This is a genomic window from Arthrobacter sp. Z1-15, from assembly GCF_054792395.1.
In genome coordinates this window covers 2,121,236-2,135,971 of the sequence record NZ_CP096454.1, presented here as the reverse complement: position 1 = coordinate 2,135,971, position 14,736 = coordinate 2,121,236, and the positions used below count along the sequence as shown (strand labels likewise).

The following is a 14,736-nucleotide window of genomic DNA, read 5'->3' as shown; positions in this document are numbered from 1 at the left end:
AAGGACTAGCGGCACCCCTGAAGGACCGGAGGAAACTCCGGTCCTTTACTGTTTCCAGGGTCAGGGGCTTTGCCTGGATCTATCGTTGTGAGTTGCAACGATAAGCGGCACGGTTTTCCCGGAGTTTAGTGGCCGATGAGGAGGGCTTCTCGGGCTGCGTCGACGAGCTCGGGTGTGAGGGTTTCGAGGTTGTTGAGGCCCTGAATGCGTGCGATCTGGGTGAGGAGTCGGTCGACGAGACGGAAGTTGCCGCCGGTGATGCGGACGATGGCCGCGATGGCGGTGGCGTGAGCGATTCCGTCAGCCGCTGTGTTCGCTGCGGTGGGGTGTTGATGGGTGAGGCACAGGGCATACATCCGCGCCCGCAGGCCGATCCCCGGAACGGACGCCAGAGCGTCCGAGGATTCACAGGCTTACAGGCACGCTACCGCGCGATATTTTGTCTGGCGGTACTGTCGATGAATGCGAGCAGAGCTGATTGACCCACGGGACCAAACCCAGCAGATCGATGCTCCCTCCTACCGGGTGTACTTCTGGACCGAAGACGGAGCCAAAGAAGAGTGGGAGCTTTCAGGCGCGGACCTTTACGAGGTGCTCGAATGGACACGTTCCACGGCCGGCGGCCGGTCGTACAGCCTTTGGGTCACTACATGGTCTCCGGGCAATGTCTGCCTTGTCCGTCTCCAGGGGATTGATTTGGACGCAGATGCTGAATCCTGGCCAGCCTGGGCCGAAACGACCTATTAGATACGGCACCGTTGAGTTCAGCTGGTTTTCCCTGGCCTGTAGCAGCCGGCCCGTGCGGAGGTAGTGCCGTTGGCGTTCGACCCATACGGCTAAGACTTTCTCTAAAGGATCGACTTGCGGGACGGCTGGGCGCACCTGCCGATGGTGCTGATCGAGGCGGTGCTCATTACCGCCGTCAGGCTAGGTCAGGTGGGTATGCCACCATCTCCCGCGAATCGGTGATAACCGGGTCTATCATCCTCAATGCAGTCATCGGGTGCTGCACCGGTGGACACCTACCCTGCTGGCCGAAAGTTGAAGTTTCGGGCAACCAAAGAGATGTCGCGAATAGACCGGACAGCGGGTTCATGCAGCTGCTTTTTCGCTTGCTTTCAAGTGGCATGGCACCATGAGGCATGGGGCCATTTCAACGATTTCATGCAGGCTACGTGGGGCGGACAGGTGTACCCGTCGGCGTGTTCGTCGCGGTTGATCATCTTCGTCGAACCGGGAGACTGAGCCAAGAAGAGATAGTTCTCTATGCCCTCATCGATGACTGGTTTCAGGAGAACCTTCCCAATCCTCCGTTCTACGATGATGGGAACTCCATAGGTGCAGTCACCTGGTTTCGGGAGGGCACCGAAGGGATGACGAATCGCCTGCAGCCGCTCCTGTCGATTCTTAAGTTGAAAGGCGTTGCATGGGAGCGCACGGTTTCGCATGATCCCGGCCGGGTTGTTTATGAAGATCAATGGCAGGTCGGTGTCATCCCGTCGTCACGACTTGCCATGACACCTTTACCGTATCCGGGCAGCTTGGGGCCGAGCGATTGGTTTGCGGTACGGCAAGAGATCCTCTCTAATCATCAGCCGTGAGTTTACGATCAACAATCCGCAGGACTTCTTCCGCGCCGCATCTATCCGTCGCCGGTCTGTGACCGTTACTGCTGCACTGACACCGACACAGGTACGGACACTTTCAAGCTAGCTTCGCCGCCCGCGGAAACGAGCCGCATCGCCGTGGAGCCCACCTGTCTTGGTCCCAACCACCGGCACCCTCTTTATGCCGGGCGGCGCGATAACAGTCTGTACGACAACGAGCGAGCGACCGGTGCTTAGGGTTGTTACTCCAGATCTGAAAGGCTCCGGACACAATGACGCCCAGCCCTATGAGCATTGCGTACCACGGACCACCGTTCACCCACATATAGACAGACGGTTGCGAGGAAGACTATGGCTCCGATAACTGCCTGCGACCAGGCCCACTTAGGAGTCAGGCCGCAGGGGCCCCTGGGACGGGGGTACCTCTACCTCGGTGTCATCGGCACCGCCCCGGCCTGCACCCTCTGGTTCCGCGGGATACACCTTCTACCAGCATCAACCACGGCAATCCTGGGTCTTCTCAGCCCACTCGTCGCCACCTCGCAGGATGGACATTCCTCAGCCAAACCACTGACCCCCGGTCAACTTATCGGGGCGACTATCATCCTCGGCACCCTCGCCCTGAGCACGCTCCGACCAGCACCGAACACGACGGCCGGCCCATATCCCGCTTCCCTCCAAACCACTCCGGGAACAGAAAACGCACGGTGAACGATCCCTCACCGGGCCGTGCACTTAGGAGGACGGATTTCGAACCTGATCAACGTCACAACGTCTGGTTAGGATTAGGGGTGACCAGCCCAGCCACCTTGTGGCCACCCTTCGGATTAGTTCTCTCCACTCCACGTTTGGTTCTGCGACCGATCCAAGATGCAGACTTGCCCGCTGCCGTGGAAGCCGCGGAGGCTGGCATACATCCCCCCGGGCAGATGCCTTTTTCCCACCCGTGGACGGAGGCACGCCCTGAAGATCTTCCCGCAAACACTGCACGACGAATTTGGCGGGCACGTGCAGAATCGACACCGCAGAAGTGGGCACTCCACTTCGGAGTCTGGAGAGGCAACGACTTTGTCGGGTGTCAGGACTTGAGCGCCGAAGGGTTTGGCACGCTCAAGACCGTGTCAACGGGCTCCTGGCTCCGCCAAGATGCTCAGGGCCAAGGCCTCGGCAAGGAGATGCGAACAGCAGTCATCCTCTACGCATTTGATTGGTTGAAGGCGACCACCGCTGTCTCCGAGGCAGCAGTCTGGAACTCCGCATCTCTAGGTGTGTCAAAATCTTTGGGTTACGAGCCCAATGGGATTTTCAGGGAATCGTGGAAACCTGCGGAAGTAACAGAGGTTCAGTACCTGCGCCTTAGTTCGGAAAGGTTTATACGGCCCGCCTGGAACCTCGACGTCAGAGGACACATACGTTCCGCAGACTATCTTGGGATTCTTCTTAGCGACGGCTAGGTTCGGCCGCTGGGATTTTTTGAGAAACCACCCACACTCACAAGGCGATCCAAGTGCCCATAAGCCGGTCGGTAAGTTGGATGTTGAGCCACCCACTTACGGGCGCTCAGGGGACAATGCCGTCCTCTACAGTCTGATCGTGAATCGTCATGTCACTGGGGGACCGGCTCCGCCTACGAATTAGCTACCGTACGATTTCAAGAAGGACCATTAGACAGCCTCTTCAGGTGGCCAGGGTTGAGACTGGTGCTGTGTCTGTAGTAGCTGTAATCGGCTCATCATTCTGAAGGCGTCGGGTCGGTTCTGCGTAGTGGCCCGGAACTCCTCGAGAGTAAGGGGGGACCGAATGGTTGTTCGCACATCGGCGTCACAGAGAACGTCGATGACGTTGATAAGCCTCTGTTGCGCCTCCGGGTCAGTGTCGGCAAATGAGGGCAGATCCAATAGCACCCAGTGATTGAACTGCTGCGCCCAGCGCAGATACTCCACGGACGAAGTCTGTGCCCCGCATAACTGCTCGAAGGTGATCCACAGTTCGGTGCCACGATGTGCGACCACAGGGAATCGCCTGCTGCCCACTATCAACTCAACAGTGTCGGATGTTTGAGGGTCCTGCGGGGTGTGGCAGTCCTGCTGAACGCTGGGGTCCGGGCTGATCCATCGCCCACTCCTGAATCCAGTGACCGATGATTGCGGCCTGGCTCTATAGTCTTCCGTTCCCTGGAGCTTGATGATGTCCATGTTGGTCTGGATCAGTTCGATGCCTGGTTCGAACAGGTGATGCCAGATCGGATTGGGCAGCAAGGACGCGGGGGCGTAGTTAGAGCTTGCAACGAGGACGACGTTCGTGGCGAAGAGTTGTCTCAGGAGCCGTGTTAAAAGCGCGGCGTCTCCAGAGTCATGGACATGAAACTCGTCAAAGTACAGGAGTTTCACACCGTCGGTGAGCTCACGGACAGCACTCTCGACGGCGCTGGTTTCTCCTTGGTGTTCATGGATGCGGCGATGAAGTTGATCAAAGAATCCGTGGAAGTGGACTCGCCGTTTCGACTGGATTGGGAGCGCACGGAAGTAGGCGTCGAGCAGCCAGGATTTACCGCAGCCGGCATCACCCCACACATAGAGACCCCGGAGCTGGGCCCGTCTCCACCGGGACGCGAGCAGATCCCCACTGAGTCCGAGAAGCCTGTCCCGAACGAGGACTTGCGCATTGTCTAACCGAAAACCAGCGCTGGCAGCAGACTCGTCGATAGCTGCTGCCCAGTCAGTTCTTATGCTTTTGCTCCTCGCCACAGGGTTGATTATGCCCTTCAGCCACCTGAAACGTGGCCGGGGTGATTGGTCCCGGGATCTGCACACAGATGCAGTCACCGCTGCGGGCCTCGGGGACAAAAATGACCTCCGCCGTCTGCGCCTGGAGCTGGACACAGGCCCGGATCAGACCATTGGGCCCGCCCGTCCGGGTGCGGCCGCAGCCCCTCGCCCCTCGCCCCGCGTCCGGCAGGACGCCATGCCATCGACCTCCTGTCCGGCTCGGCCCCGCTCCACACCGAAGCACTCCTGTATTGCGCCCTGTTCATCAACGACGCGGCCGGCGGGAAAGCGGGCCGTTCACTTTGGCCGGCAGATAAAGAGCCGGGGGAGTCGGAGAGAGCCGGAGGGTAGAAGCAACATGGGCCGGACTCCCGAAGGAATCCGGCCCATGCTGCGTGCCCTTAAAGTCTGCGCCTTAAAGCCTGCGCCGCTAACGTGTCTGCATCCGGCGGCCGAGGTCGCAGCCTACCGCCGGACGCCCGTTTCCGAGGCTGCGGCACCGGAGCGGGCCGGGGCAGCGTCAACGGAACCCACAACGGGGTCGCTGCCGGGAACCCGGCGGGCAAAGCCCGTAAACACGGCATGGGCGGCAGCGGCGGTCAGCAGGGATGCGCCGAGCATGTGCAGCCCGACCAGGACGATCGGCAGGTGCAGGAAATGCTGTGCGTAGCCGATGGCTCCCTGTGCCAGGACGACGGCGGTGAGCAGCAGCAGGGCGCTGCGCAGCCGCCCGTCGGTGGCGTGCCGGAACACCAGGTAGAGCGCCACGGCCAGGGCGAAGACGAGCAGGTAGACGGGCACCACGTGGATCCGCGTCATCAGGTCCGGATCCAGGCCGTTGCGAGCAGCGCCGTGATCGCCGGCGTGGGGGCCTGAGCCGGTCACTATGACACCGAGCACCACGGACAGCCCCGAGAGGACGCCGAGCGCACCCAGCAGCGGACGCAGGGTGCGCGTGGCCAGCGGGCCGTTCACGGATGCCAGCTGCGCGGGAGTCAGCCAGGCCCGGTTGACCAGCACGGTCGCCAGCACAATGAGGACCATGGACAGGATGAAGTGTCCGCCCACAATCCAGGGGTTCAGGCCGGTCCAGACAGTGATGCCGCCCAGCAGAGCCTGTGCGGGAATGCCGGCAAGCAGGGCAACCGAAAGCCCGAACAGGTCACGGCGCTCCGCGCGGATCTTCCAGACACTGAAAACCATGGCAAAGGCGATGGCGGCCAGCACGAACGTCAGCAGCCGGTTGCCGAACTCGATGATCCCGTGCACGCCCATTTCAGGCGTGGTGGTCAGCGAATCCGGGGTGCACATCGGCCACTCGGGGCAGCCGAGGCCCGAGGCGGTCAGCCGCACGGCGCCGCCGGTCACAACAATGGCAATGTTGGCAGCCAGGGAGGCCACTGCGAAGGTGCGGACGGTCTTTCCCGCTGCCGGGGAGGAAATGGCCGGCTTGCCGGCGGATGTTGGGGACACTGAATCTAACTCCATTTGAACCATCGGACGGCAGCGAGGCCGCCCAGGACTGTCCACGCCAGCAGGATCAGCATGGCGGGGATATTGAAAGCTGCGTCAATCAGTGCTGACCGCATGGCCTCTCCCAGTGCAGCCGAGGGCAGGATCTCCACGAAGGGCTGCATCACCGGGGGCAGGTTTCCCGCCGGGATGATGATGCCGCCCACCGCTGCCAACAGTATCCACAGCAGGTTGGTCACGGCCAGTGTTGCCTCCGGCCTGGCGGTGCCGGCCACGAGAAGGCCCAGGGCCGTAAAGGCAGCGGCCCCCAGCAGCAGCGAGGCCACCGCCACGGGAATCCCGGCCCAGGCCGGCTGCCAGCCGAAGAACGCGGCAACAATGCTCACCACAGCCACCTGGATCACCAGGACGGCGACGACGGCGATTCCCTTGCCGGCGATCAGCCCGGTCTTGCCCAGGGGAGTGGTGGAAAGGAAGCGGAGGACCCCGTAGCGGCGGTCGAAGCCGGTTGCGATGCCCTGACCGGTGAAGGCGGTGGACATGGCGCAGAGGGCAAGGATGCCCGGAGTTGCCATGTTTACCCTGGACGTGCCGAAGCCGTCCAGGACGGGGGTGACGCACAGGGCCACCAGTGCCATCAGCGGCAGGAAGACCGCCAAAATCAGCTGTTCGCCGTTGCGGAGCATGGTGAGCGCTTCATAGCGCCCCTGGTTCAGGATGCGGACCGACAGGGAGGCGGGGGCACTCATCGGATTTCCCTTCCGGACAGGTCAAGGAAGACGTCTTCCAATGAACGCGAGGCCATGTGGACCGCCGTCGGAAGGAGGTCCCTGCGGGCCCACCAGGCGGCCAGGGCGGCGAGGTCGGCCGGCGTGAGCGCACCGCGGAGCGTGTAGTGGCCGGGCACTGGTTCGGCGGCGGTCAGGTGCGGGAGTCCGACGTCGGCCAGGTTGAGTCCCGGCACCGCGTCAAACGTGAGCAGCCGCTGGTCGGCAAGCTCCCCGGTCTGTGCCGTCAGCTCTGCGACGGTGCCCTGTGCAACGGTCCTGCCCGCATCGATGATGTAGACGTAGTCAGCAAGCTTTTGCGCGTCGTCCATCAAATGAGTGGTGAGGATGATTCCGAGGCCTTCGCCGCGAAGTTCCGCGATCAGGTCAAAGACAATCTGCCGCGACTGCGGATCCAGCCCCGCGCTGGGCTCGTCCAGGAACAGCACCTCCGGACGGCCGATCAGCGCGGCCGCCATGGCCAGGCGCTGTTTCTGCCCGCCGGACAGCCTGCGGATGTTGGAGTTGGCGAAGCTGCCGATGCCGAGCCGGGCCACCAGTTCATCAACGGGGCGCGGATCGGCGTACATGGAGGCGATGTGGTGCAGCAGGGGAACCGGCCGCGCGGACGGGGGCAGGCCGCCGTCCTGCAGCATGACGCCGACCCGGCTGCGCAGATCGGCGCCGGCACCGTAGGGGTCGCGGCCCAGCAGCCGCACTTCGCCGCCGTTGATCGGCTGCAGGCCCTGCGCGCACTCCAGAGTGGTGGTCTTGCCGGCACCGTTGGCGCCGAGCAGGGCAGTGACCGAGCCGCGGTGCGCAGTGAAATCCACGCCGGCGAGCACTCGGATCATTTTGCCGTCGAGACCGGCTACCGGACCGCAGTCCTTAATCAGGCCCTTTATGGTCAGGCAGGGTTCATCGTTAGGCACCGTCATATTCTACGTTAGGTAGTACAGCTGGATGCACCCCGGCTGCGAAGGCGGAAGTACGGCCGCGAAGTTCATCGCGCCGGTGGGTAGCCTGTCCTTAGTGGCATGCGGGAACAGATTAGGTCATGCTTGTGTTGTGTATTCTATGAGCAACTCTGAGCCGGAGGCAGTGGCCAAGCCGGCAGCAGCCCGCGAAGCGGAGGAACGTACCAGGGACCGTGTCCTGGGTGCGGTGCTGGAGCACGGCCCAGTCAGCGCGGCGGAACTCGGTGAACGGCTGGGCTTCACGCCCGCGGCCGTCCGCCGCCACCTGGACGCGCTTTCCGGCCAGGGCCTGATTGAGGTCAAGCGGGTCAGCAACCCGTCCTCGGGCGCCGGGCGCCCGGCACGCCGCTACGTGCTGAGCGCGCAGGGGCAGGCATATCTGGGGAACGACTACCTGGACATCGCCACCGAAGCCCTGCGCCAGCTTGGTCTGGCTGCCGGACCTGAAGCCATCGAAAAGTTCGCCGCAGACCGCTTTGCCCGCATGGAAGAGCGCTACCGCCCGGTGGTTGACGCTGCCGGACCCGCGGTTTCCGATAAGGCACAGGCACTGGCGGCGGAACTGACGAAGGACGGATTTGTCGGATCCACCACCATGATCGGCACCGCCAAGCAGCCCAGCACGCTGCTGAGCGTGCAGTTGTGCCAGGGGCACTGTCCCATTCAGGGACTAGCCAGTGCCTACACGGTCTTCTGCGACAAGGAAACCGAAGTTTTTGCCCGCCTGCTGGACGTCGACGTCCGTCGGTTGTCCACACTCTCCCGCGGGGGTCACGTATGTACGACCCACATCCCCGTGGGCCGAACCGGGTCAGCGGCGCACGTCCCCGTGCACGCCGCAAGCAACAAGTCCACATCCATTCATCAGCAAGAAAGGCCGTGATGACGGATCAAGTAACGCAGAAGTCAACGGCGCCCTCATCGGTGCCGGAGTCTGTGATTTCAGACATCCTGGAAAAGAACCCCGAACTTGAGGGCATTGGAACCTACGAGTACGGATGGGCGGACTCCGACGTCGCGGGCTCCAACGCGCGCCGCGGGCTCAGCGAGGAAGTCGTCCGGGACATCTCGGCGAAAAAGAGTGAACCCCAGTGGATGCTGGACCTTCGCCTGAAGGGCCTGAAGTACTTCGACCGCAAGCCCATGCCGACCTGGGGCGCAGACCTCTCCGGCATCGACTTCGACAACATCAAGTACTTTGTGCGCTCCACGGAGAAGCAGGCCAACACCTGGGAAGACCTGCCCGAGGACATCCGCAACACGTACGAGAAGCTCGGCATCCCCGAAGCCGAGCGCGGCCGCCTGGTTTCCGGCGTCGCAGCCCAGTACGAGTCCGAGGTTGTCTACCACCAGCTCCGCGAGGATCTGGAACGCCAGGGCGTCATCTTCCTGGACACCGACACCGCGCTGAAGGAACACCCGGAGATGTTCCAGGAATACTTCGGCACCGTCATCCCGGTCGGTGACAACAAGTTCGGCTCGCTGAACACTGCCGTGTGGTCCGGCGGCTCCTTCGTCTACGTCCCCAAGGGCGTTCACGTGGAAATCCCGCTGCAGGCCTACTTCCGCATCAACACGGAAAACATGGGTCAGTTCGAGCGCACGCTGATCATCGCCGACGAGGACTCCTACGTCCACTACATCGAAGGCTGCACCGCCCCGATCTACACCTCGGACTCGCTGCACTCCGCCGTCGTGGAAATCATCGTGAAGAAGGGCGCCCGCGTCCGCTACACGACCATCCAGAACTGGTCCAACAACGTGTACAACCTGGTGACCAAGCGCGCCATTGCACACGAGGGCGCCACCATGGAGTGGATCGACGGCAACATCGGTTCCAAGGTCACCATGAAGTACCCGGCGGTTTACCTGGTGGGCGAGCACGCCAAGGGTGAAACCCTGTCCATCGCCTTCGCCGGCGAAGGCCAGCACCAGGACACCGGATCCAAGATGGTCCACATCGCCCCCAACACCAAGAGTTCCATCATCTCCAAGTCTGTGGCCCGCGGCGGCGGCCGTGCTGCCTACCGCGGCCTGGTCCAGGTCCGCGAAGGCGCCAAGCACTCGGCCAACACCGTGCGCTGCGACGCCCTGCTGGTGGACACCATCTCGCGCTCGGACACGTACCCGTACGTGGACATCCGTGAAGATGACGTCACCATGGGCCACGAGGCAACCGTGTCGCGCGTGAGCGAAGAGCAGCTGTTCTACCTCATGTCCCGCGGCCTGCCCGAGGACGAGGCCATGGCCATGATCGTGCGCGGCTTCATCGAGCCGATCGCCCGCGAGCTGCCGATGGAATACGCCCTTGAACTCAACCGCCTCATCGAACTCCAGATGGAAGGAGCCGTCGGTTAATGTCGAAGCTTAACGACGTCGTCGAAACCGTGACCGAACAGGTCAGCAAAACCGTAGAGGGTGTCAAAGCCCGGATTGGTGCCCCCTCGGGGGACAGCCGCATCCGGATTGACGGATTCACCGAAGAGGGCGAGAACCTCTCTCCGCTGAATGAATCCTCCGCGGTTCTCGGCGGCGACAGCAGCAAGTCCCACAGCCACGGTGCAGGGGCGGGCATTCCGGACAGCTCACGCGCCGGACGCCTGACCTCCTACAACCGCGGCGACTTCGGCAAACTGACCGGACGTGAAGAAGACTGGCGGTTCACCCCGCTGAAGCGCCTGCGCGGCCTGCACACGGCCGAACTCACCGGCACCGCACCCGAGGTGGCAGTTGTAGCCCCCGACGGCGTGACCGTGGAGAACGTGGCACGCACCGATGCCCGCATCGGCTCCGCCGGCATCCCCGAGGACCTGGTGGCAGCCGCCGCCTGGGAAGCCTTCACCGAGGCAACGGCCGTTACCATCCCGGCCGAAACCGTGGTGGACGGCAGCATCACGCTCACCATGACCGGCGCCGGCAAGGATCCCGCGGCCCAGCACATCGTCATCACCGCGGAGAAGTTCTCCAAGGCAGTGGTGGTCCTGGACCACAAGGGCTCGGCAACGCTGTCCCAGAACGTGGAGATCCTCGTCGGCGACGGCGCGGAACTCACCGTGGTTTCGGTCCAGGACTGGGATGACGACGCCGTTCACGCGTCCGCCCAGTACGCCAAGGTGGGCCGCGACGCGAAGTTCAAGCACGTGGTGATCAGCCTCGGCGGCGATCTGGTGCGCATTACGCCGTCGTCCCGCTTCACCGCCGTTGGCGGAGACGTGCAGATGTTCGGTCTGTACTACGCGGATGCCGGCCAGCACCTGGAGCAGCGCCTGTTCGTGGACCACGCGGTTCCAAACTGCAAGTCCCGCGTCATGTACAAGGGTGCACTGCAGGGCCGCGACGCCCACACCGTGTGGGTGGGCGACGTCCTGATCCGCAAGGAAGCAGAAGGCACCGACACATACGAGGTCAACCGCAACCTGCTGCTGACCGACGGCGGCCGCGCTGATTCCGTGCCCAACCTGGAAATCGAAACCGGACTGATCGAGGGCGCCGGCCATGCCAGCGCCACCGGCCGGTTCGACGACGAGCACCTGTTCTACCTGATGGCCCGCGGCATCCCCGAGGATGTTGCCCGCCGCCTGGTGGTCCGCGGGTTCCTCAACGAGATCATCCAGCAGATCAAGGTTCCGGCACTGGAAGAGCGGCTCACCGAGGCCGTCGAGCGCGAGCTCGCAGCAGTCGAGAGCTAGCAGTGTTTCCCGGGAGCCGCTCGGCTCCCGGGGCACCGCGACCCCACACTTTTTGAAGCTTAAAAACGCACCAGAGCGTGCAAAGGAGAAAGCGTAACTCGTATGTCTACTCTTGAGATCAAAGATCTTCACGTCAGCATTGAGACCGAACAGGGTGTCAAGAAGCAGATCCTGAAGGGCGTCAGCCTGACCATCAACACCGGTGAGACGCACGCCATCATGGGCCCCAACGGCTCCGGCAAGTCCACTCTGGCCTCCACCATTGCCGGACACCCGCGCTACGTCGTCGACAGCGGTTCCATCACGCTCGACGGCGCCGACGTCCTGGACATGAGCGTGGACGAGCGTGCCCGCGCCGGCCTGTTCCTGGCCATGCAGTACCCGGTTGAGGTTCCCGGCGTCACCATGACCAACTTCCTGCGCACGGCCAAGACCGCGCTTGACGGCGAAGCCCCCTCGCTGCGCCACTGGACGAAGGACGTCAAGGCTGCCATGAGCCAGCTGCGCATCGACGCCGACTTCGCCTCGCGCAACGTCAACGAAGGCTTCTCCGGCGGCGAGAAGAAGCGCGTGGAGATCCTCCAGCTCGAGCTCTTCCACCCGAAGTTCGCGATCCTCGACGAGACCGACTCCGGCCTTGACGTTGACGCACTGAAGGTTGTGTCCGAGGGCGTCAACCGCGAGCACGCCAAGGGCGAAATGGGCACGCTGCTCATTACCCACTACACGCGGATCCTGCGCTACATCAAGCCGGACTTCGTCCACGTGTTTGTTGACGGCCGCATTGCCGAGCAGGGCGGCCCCGAGCTGGCCGACCGCCTGGAAGAAGAAGGCTACGACCGCTTCACGGGCGCCAACGCAACGGCGGCCACCGCCACCGCGAACGCGCTGAAGGCCTAGGCTGTACACCTGTCCGCTACAACTGCCAAGGAGCAGATGATGAGTGAGCCGAATCTGGCCCAGACATCCCTCGAGGATGTCGAAGAGGCCCTGAAGGACGTTATCGACCCCGAACTGGGCGTCAACGTCGTTGACCTTGGTCTGCTCTACGGGCTGCGGTACGCCGAGGACGGCGCACTGCTGATCGACATGACGCTGACCACCGCCGCCTGCCCGCTGACCGACGTGCTCGAGGAGCAGGTTGGCCAGGCGCTGGACGGCGTCGTGGACGACTGGCGCCTGAGCTGGGTCTGGATGCCGCCGTGGGGTCCGGAAAAGATCACGGACGACGGCCGCGACCAGATGCGCGCCCTGGGCTTCAATATCTAGCAGCGCTGCACCTTTGATGAGCAGAAGGGCCGCTTCCCCGACACGGGGAAGCGGCCCTTCTGCTTTTGTGCGGCTGCTCCGCCGGACAGGGGTGCTAGCCTGTGCGCCATGGGGACAACAGGGCATTTTCATGACGGGTATCTTGCGGCCTGGAACGAAGCCATGGCGTCGGGGGACAGCGGGCCCGTTGAGGCTTTCCTGTCTGCCGATTACCACGGGTGGCTGGGCCGGGACGCGTCCGCGGCGGAACCGTTCGACGTCGGGGTTGCGCGGGCGGGCTTCCGCGATGCCGTTTCCGGCATGCGCGGCAGTACGGTCCACACTGCGTTCCGGACAGTTGCCCCGCGCGGCCGGGACGAAGCCGTGGTGTTCCACGAAATGACGTACCGGACCGGGGACGCCGTCACTGCGCGGGCGTTGCTGATGGAGTCCTGGCGTCTCGAAGACGGGCGCTGGCTGCTGTGCCGCGACTTCACCGAAATAAACGTCGGGACGCCGGAGTAGCTCCTTCCGCGGTGACTAGGCTCCCGGGCTGCTCAGGTCCGCGGCGCTGAACGTGTCGCAGGCGCCGGTGCCGGCGTCGTTGTTCTCGTAACCCTGCATAAACCAGGCCTGGCGCTGGTCCCCGGAGCCGTGCGTCCAGCTTTCGGGGTTCACCTGGCCGGTGGCCATCGACTGGATCCGGTCATCGCCGATCGCCGAGGCTGCCGACAGGGCATCACGGACATCCGCCGGTGTCAGTTCCGCGAGAAAGGGTTCGGAGCTTCCCGGCGCCGGAACGGAGGCGGCAGCCCCGGCCCACTGCCCTGCGTAGCAGTCGGCCTGAAGCTCGGTGCGGACTGCAGCGGATTCCGCGCCCTGCGGATCCTGCGCGGAAGCGCCAAGAACCCCTGTCAGGTTCTGGATGTGGTGGCCGAATTCATGGGCCACCACATACTCCTGGGCGAGCGGCCCGCCGGAGGCGCCGTACTGCGCCACGAGGTCGTCAAAAAATGCGGTGTCGTAATAGGTCTGCTCGTCAGCCGGGCAGTAGAAGGGCCCGACGGCGGAGGTCGCGGACCCGCAGGCGGTGGACGTCCGGCCGGTGAACAGGGTAACGCCGGGCTCGGTGTAGGTGAGGCCTTCGGCTGCCAGCGCCGGCCCCCAGTAGCTGTCCAGGCTTTCGGCGGTCCCCACGATCCGGCAGTCCAGACGCTCGTTGGCGTCCGCTCCGTCCAGACACTCGGTAATACTTGGTGAGCTGCCGGATCCGGCTTCGGCACCGGCCCCGTCGGTGAGACCGAGGGTGTCCACAACGTCGGACCCAAAAATCAGGGACAGGATCAGGATCAGGCCGCCGCCGAGCCCTCCGCCTACGGCAATTCCCTTGCCTTTGCCCCGGCGGTCGCGGACCCGGGAGGAATCGAGGCGTGCATTTTCGTTAAAACTCATACCGGCAATTATCCCCGACGGTCAGCGGGCTTATGGTCGCATAATCGGCGGGCCGGGCGGCTCCGGCGGTGCCGCGCGAAGATCGAGTGACCCATCGCGGCCGTCCGTGAAGAGCCGGACCTCAGCGCGGGCTGCGTTCAGGCGCTTCCCCGATGCCGCGGGCCGCCAGGGCATCACCGGTCTGCTGCGCGTAGGCCACCGCCTTGATGACTACGGGAACCGTCAGCGCCCGCGGATTGCGCTCCAGGCCCCGGGCCATCGCCGACTGCCGGACATCGCGCGCCGAGCCCAGCAGGAAGGGGATGCTGCGCATCATGAGGGCCAGCGTCAGCCCGAAGCGCTCCGGATCCGCTCCAAGGACGCGGAACGGACGGGCCAGCGCCACCAGGCCGTCAAGCAGATCCTGGACCGGTGTGGTCAGGGTGAGCAGCCGCGCGGCAGCCACGCAGGCCACAATATTGCCGGTGACCAGTGCAGCCGTTCCAGGACCGGCGGCGAACGCCTGGAAAGCGCCGAGGAGGAGCAGCACAGGCCACATGAGCTTTAGGGGCTGCCAGGATTCGGACAGCAGGCCGGCCGCAGCGTACAGTCCGGCGAGCAGCACCAGTGCCAGTCCAAGCACCGGCAGCGAGGCTGCTGCCAGCACGGCAGCGGAGAGCGCGACGACGGCGCCGGCTTTGAGGGCCAGCGGCGTCCGGTGCACGGGGGATCGGCCGGGCCGGTAGCCGCCGAGCAGATCGGGGGAACTCCTCACG

17 protein-coding genes are annotated in these 14,736 nt (G+C 63.9%); 10 read left to right on the top strand and 7 right to left on the bottom strand.

The genetic code is table 11. The annotated features are described in order from the left end of the window. Positions 1-125: 125 nt before the first annotated feature. Entirely contained in the window at positions 126-356 is a 231-nt protein-coding gene (locus tag M1D40_RS09810; RefSeq protein ID WP_461168702.1) for a hypothetical protein, read from the bottom strand. A 106-nt stretch (positions 357-462) separates the two neighbouring features. Between M1D40_RS09810 and M1D40_RS09805 the strand changes: the two genes are divergently transcribed. From M1D40_RS09805 to M1D40_RS09790, 4 genes are all read left to right on the top strand, one after another. Next, entirely contained in the window at positions 463-747 is a 285-nt protein-coding gene (locus M1D40_RS09805) for a hypothetical protein (protein WP_461168701.1), read from the top strand. A 455-nt stretch (positions 748-1,202) separates the two neighbouring features. Beyond that, entirely contained in the window at positions 1,203-1,601 is a 399-nt protein-coding gene (locus tag M1D40_RS09800; protein WP_461168700.1) for a hypothetical protein, read from the top strand. A 357-nt stretch (positions 1,602-1,958) separates the two neighbouring features. After that, the gene (locus M1D40_RS09795) at positions 1,959-2,318 is read left to right on the top strand and encodes an EamA family transporter (protein ID WP_461168699.1); all 360 of its coding nucleotides are present in this window, start codon (positions 1,959-1,961) and stop codon (positions 2,316-2,318) included. Next, the gene (locus M1D40_RS09790) at positions 2,315-3,061 is read left to right on the top strand and encodes a GNAT family N-acetyltransferase (protein ID WP_461168698.1); all 747 of its coding nucleotides are present in this window, start codon (positions 2,315-2,317) and stop codon (positions 3,059-3,061) included. The genes M1D40_RS09795 and M1D40_RS09790 overlap by 4 nt, the downstream gene beginning before the upstream one ends. Positions 3,062-3,271: 210 nt before the next feature. Here M1D40_RS09790 and zapE read toward each other — a convergent pair whose 3' ends face one another. The 4 genes from zapE to M1D40_RS09770 all read right to left on the bottom strand — a co-directional run bounded on the left by zapE (position 3,272) and on the right by M1D40_RS09770 (position 7,553). Then, a complete protein-coding gene (gene zapE / locus M1D40_RS09785) occupies positions 3,272-4,354 on the bottom strand; it encodes a cell division protein ZapE (RefSeq protein ID WP_461168697.1) in 1,083 nt (360 codons plus the stop codon). A 486-nt stretch (positions 4,355-4,840) separates the two neighbouring features. After that, positions 4,841-5,863 carry a COX15/CtaA family protein gene (locus M1D40_RS09780; RefSeq protein ID WP_461168696.1) on the bottom strand — a complete coding sequence of 341 codons (1,023 nt, stop codon included), beginning with the start codon at positions 5,861-5,863 and terminating at the stop codon, positions 4,841-4,843. Further along, the gene (locus tag M1D40_RS09775) at positions 5,854-6,597 is read right to left on the bottom strand and encodes an ABC transporter permease (RefSeq protein ID WP_461168695.1); all 744 of its coding nucleotides are present in this window, start codon (positions 6,595-6,597) and stop codon (positions 5,854-5,856) included. Before M1D40_RS09775 ends, M1D40_RS09780 begins: the two co-directional genes overlap by 10 nt. Next, positions 6,594-7,553, bottom strand: coding sequence for an ABC transporter ATP-binding protein (locus M1D40_RS09770; protein WP_341395962.1), 960 nt, complete (start codon positions 7,551-7,553; stop codon positions 6,594-6,596). Before M1D40_RS09770 ends, M1D40_RS09775 begins: the two co-directional genes overlap by 4 nt. 139 nt (positions 7,554-7,692) lie before the next feature. Between M1D40_RS09770 and M1D40_RS09765 the strand changes: the two genes are divergently transcribed. The 6 genes from M1D40_RS09765 (at position 7,693) to M1D40_RS09740 (ending at position 13,054) form a co-directional block, all read left to right on the top strand. After that, entirely contained in the window at positions 7,693-8,475 is a 783-nt protein-coding gene (locus M1D40_RS09765; RefSeq protein WP_341395961.1) for a helix-turn-helix transcriptional regulator, read from the top strand. Then, positions 8,475-9,950, top strand: coding sequence for a Fe-S cluster assembly protein SufB (sufB, locus tag M1D40_RS09760; protein WP_341395960.1), 1,476 nt, complete (start codon positions 8,475-8,477; stop codon positions 9,948-9,950). The genes M1D40_RS09765 and sufB overlap by 1 nt, the downstream gene beginning before the upstream one ends. Then, positions 9,950-11,281 (top strand): Fe-S cluster assembly protein SufD, encoded by a 1,332-nt coding sequence (gene sufD / locus M1D40_RS09755; RefSeq protein WP_341395959.1) that lies wholly within the window; start codon positions 9,950-9,952, stop codon positions 11,279-11,281. Before sufB ends, sufD begins: the two co-directional genes overlap by 1 nt. 102 nt (positions 11,282-11,383) lie before the next feature. Then, positions 11,384-12,181 carry a Fe-S cluster assembly ATPase SufC gene (gene sufC, locus M1D40_RS09750; protein ID WP_341395958.1) on the top strand — a complete coding sequence of 266 codons (798 nt, stop codon included), beginning with the start codon at positions 11,384-11,386 and terminating at the stop codon, positions 12,179-12,181. A 39-nt stretch (positions 12,182-12,220) separates the two neighbouring features. After that, a complete protein-coding gene (locus M1D40_RS09745) occupies positions 12,221-12,550 on the top strand; it encodes a metal-sulfur cluster assembly factor (RefSeq protein ID WP_152218145.1) in 330 nt (109 codons plus the stop codon). A gap of 108 nt (positions 12,551-12,658) precedes the next feature. Beyond that, positions 12,659-13,054: a nuclear transport factor 2 family protein gene (locus M1D40_RS09740; RefSeq protein WP_461168694.1), complete on the top strand. Its 396-nt coding sequence runs from the start codon at positions 12,659-12,661 to the stop codon at positions 13,052-13,054. 15 nt (positions 13,055-13,069) lie between these two features. On the opposite strand, the gene ypfJ is transcribed toward M1D40_RS09740, so the two are convergent. Both ypfJ and M1D40_RS09730 read right to left on the bottom strand, forming a co-directional pair. Then, positions 13,070-13,981 carry a KPN_02809 family neutral zinc metallopeptidase gene (gene ypfJ / locus M1D40_RS09735; RefSeq protein WP_461168693.1) on the bottom strand — a complete coding sequence of 304 codons (912 nt, stop codon included), beginning with the start codon at positions 13,979-13,981 and terminating at the stop codon, positions 13,070-13,072. Between the two features lie 121 nt (positions 13,982-14,102). Beyond that, positions 14,103-14,735 (bottom strand): energy-coupling factor transporter transmembrane component T, encoded by a 633-nt coding sequence (locus tag M1D40_RS09730; RefSeq protein ID WP_461168692.1) that lies wholly within the window; start codon positions 14,733-14,735, stop codon positions 14,103-14,105. Between the last annotated feature and the right edge of the window lies 1 nt (position 14,736).

What these genes read in the sequence shown, in the direction of transcription:
- M1D40_RS09810 (WP_461168702.1), bottom strand. Translation starts at nt 356, where the DNA reads ATGTATGCCCTGTGCCTCACCCATCAACACCCCACCGCAGCGAACACA.
- M1D40_RS09805 (WP_461168701.1), top strand. Translation starts at nt 463, where the DNA reads ATGCGAGCAGAGCTGATTGACCCACGGGACCAAACCCAGCAGATCGAT.
- M1D40_RS09795 (WP_461168699.1), top strand. Translation starts at nt 1,959, where the DNA reads ATGGCTCCGATAACTGCCTGCGACCAGGCCCACTTAGGAGTCAGGCCG.
- M1D40_RS09780 (WP_461168696.1), bottom strand. Translation starts at nt 5,863, where the DNA reads ATGGAGTTAGATTCAGTGTCCCCAACATCCGCCGGCAAGCCGGCCATT.
- M1D40_RS09775 (WP_461168695.1), bottom strand. Translation starts at nt 6,597, where the DNA reads ATGAGTGCCCCCGCCTCCCTGTCGGTCCGCATCCTGAACCAGGGGCGC.
- M1D40_RS09770 (WP_341395962.1), bottom strand. Translation starts at nt 7,553, where the DNA reads ATGACGGTGCCTAACGATGAACCCTGCCTGACCATAAAGGGCCTGATT.
- M1D40_RS09765 (WP_341395961.1), top strand. Translation starts at nt 7,693, where the DNA reads ATGAGCAACTCTGAGCCGGAGGCAGTGGCCAAGCCGGCAGCAGCCCGC.
- sufB (WP_341395960.1), top strand. Translation starts at nt 8,475, where the DNA reads ATGACGGATCAAGTAACGCAGAAGTCAACGGCGCCCTCATCGGTGCCG.
- sufD (WP_341395959.1), top strand. Translation starts at nt 9,950, where the DNA reads ATGTCGAAGCTTAACGACGTCGTCGAAACCGTGACCGAACAGGTCAGC.
- sufC (WP_341395958.1), top strand. Translation starts at nt 11,384, where the DNA reads ATGTCTACTCTTGAGATCAAAGATCTTCACGTCAGCATTGAGACCGAA.
- M1D40_RS09745 (WP_152218145.1), top strand. Translation starts at nt 12,221, where the DNA reads ATGAGTGAGCCGAATCTGGCCCAGACATCCCTCGAGGATGTCGAAGAG.
- M1D40_RS09740 (WP_461168694.1), top strand. Translation starts at nt 12,659, where the DNA reads ATGGGGACAACAGGGCATTTTCATGACGGGTATCTTGCGGCCTGGAAC.
- ypfJ (WP_461168693.1), bottom strand. Translation starts at nt 13,981, where the DNA reads ATGAGTTTTAACGAAAATGCACGCCTCGATTCCTCCCGGGTCCGCGAC.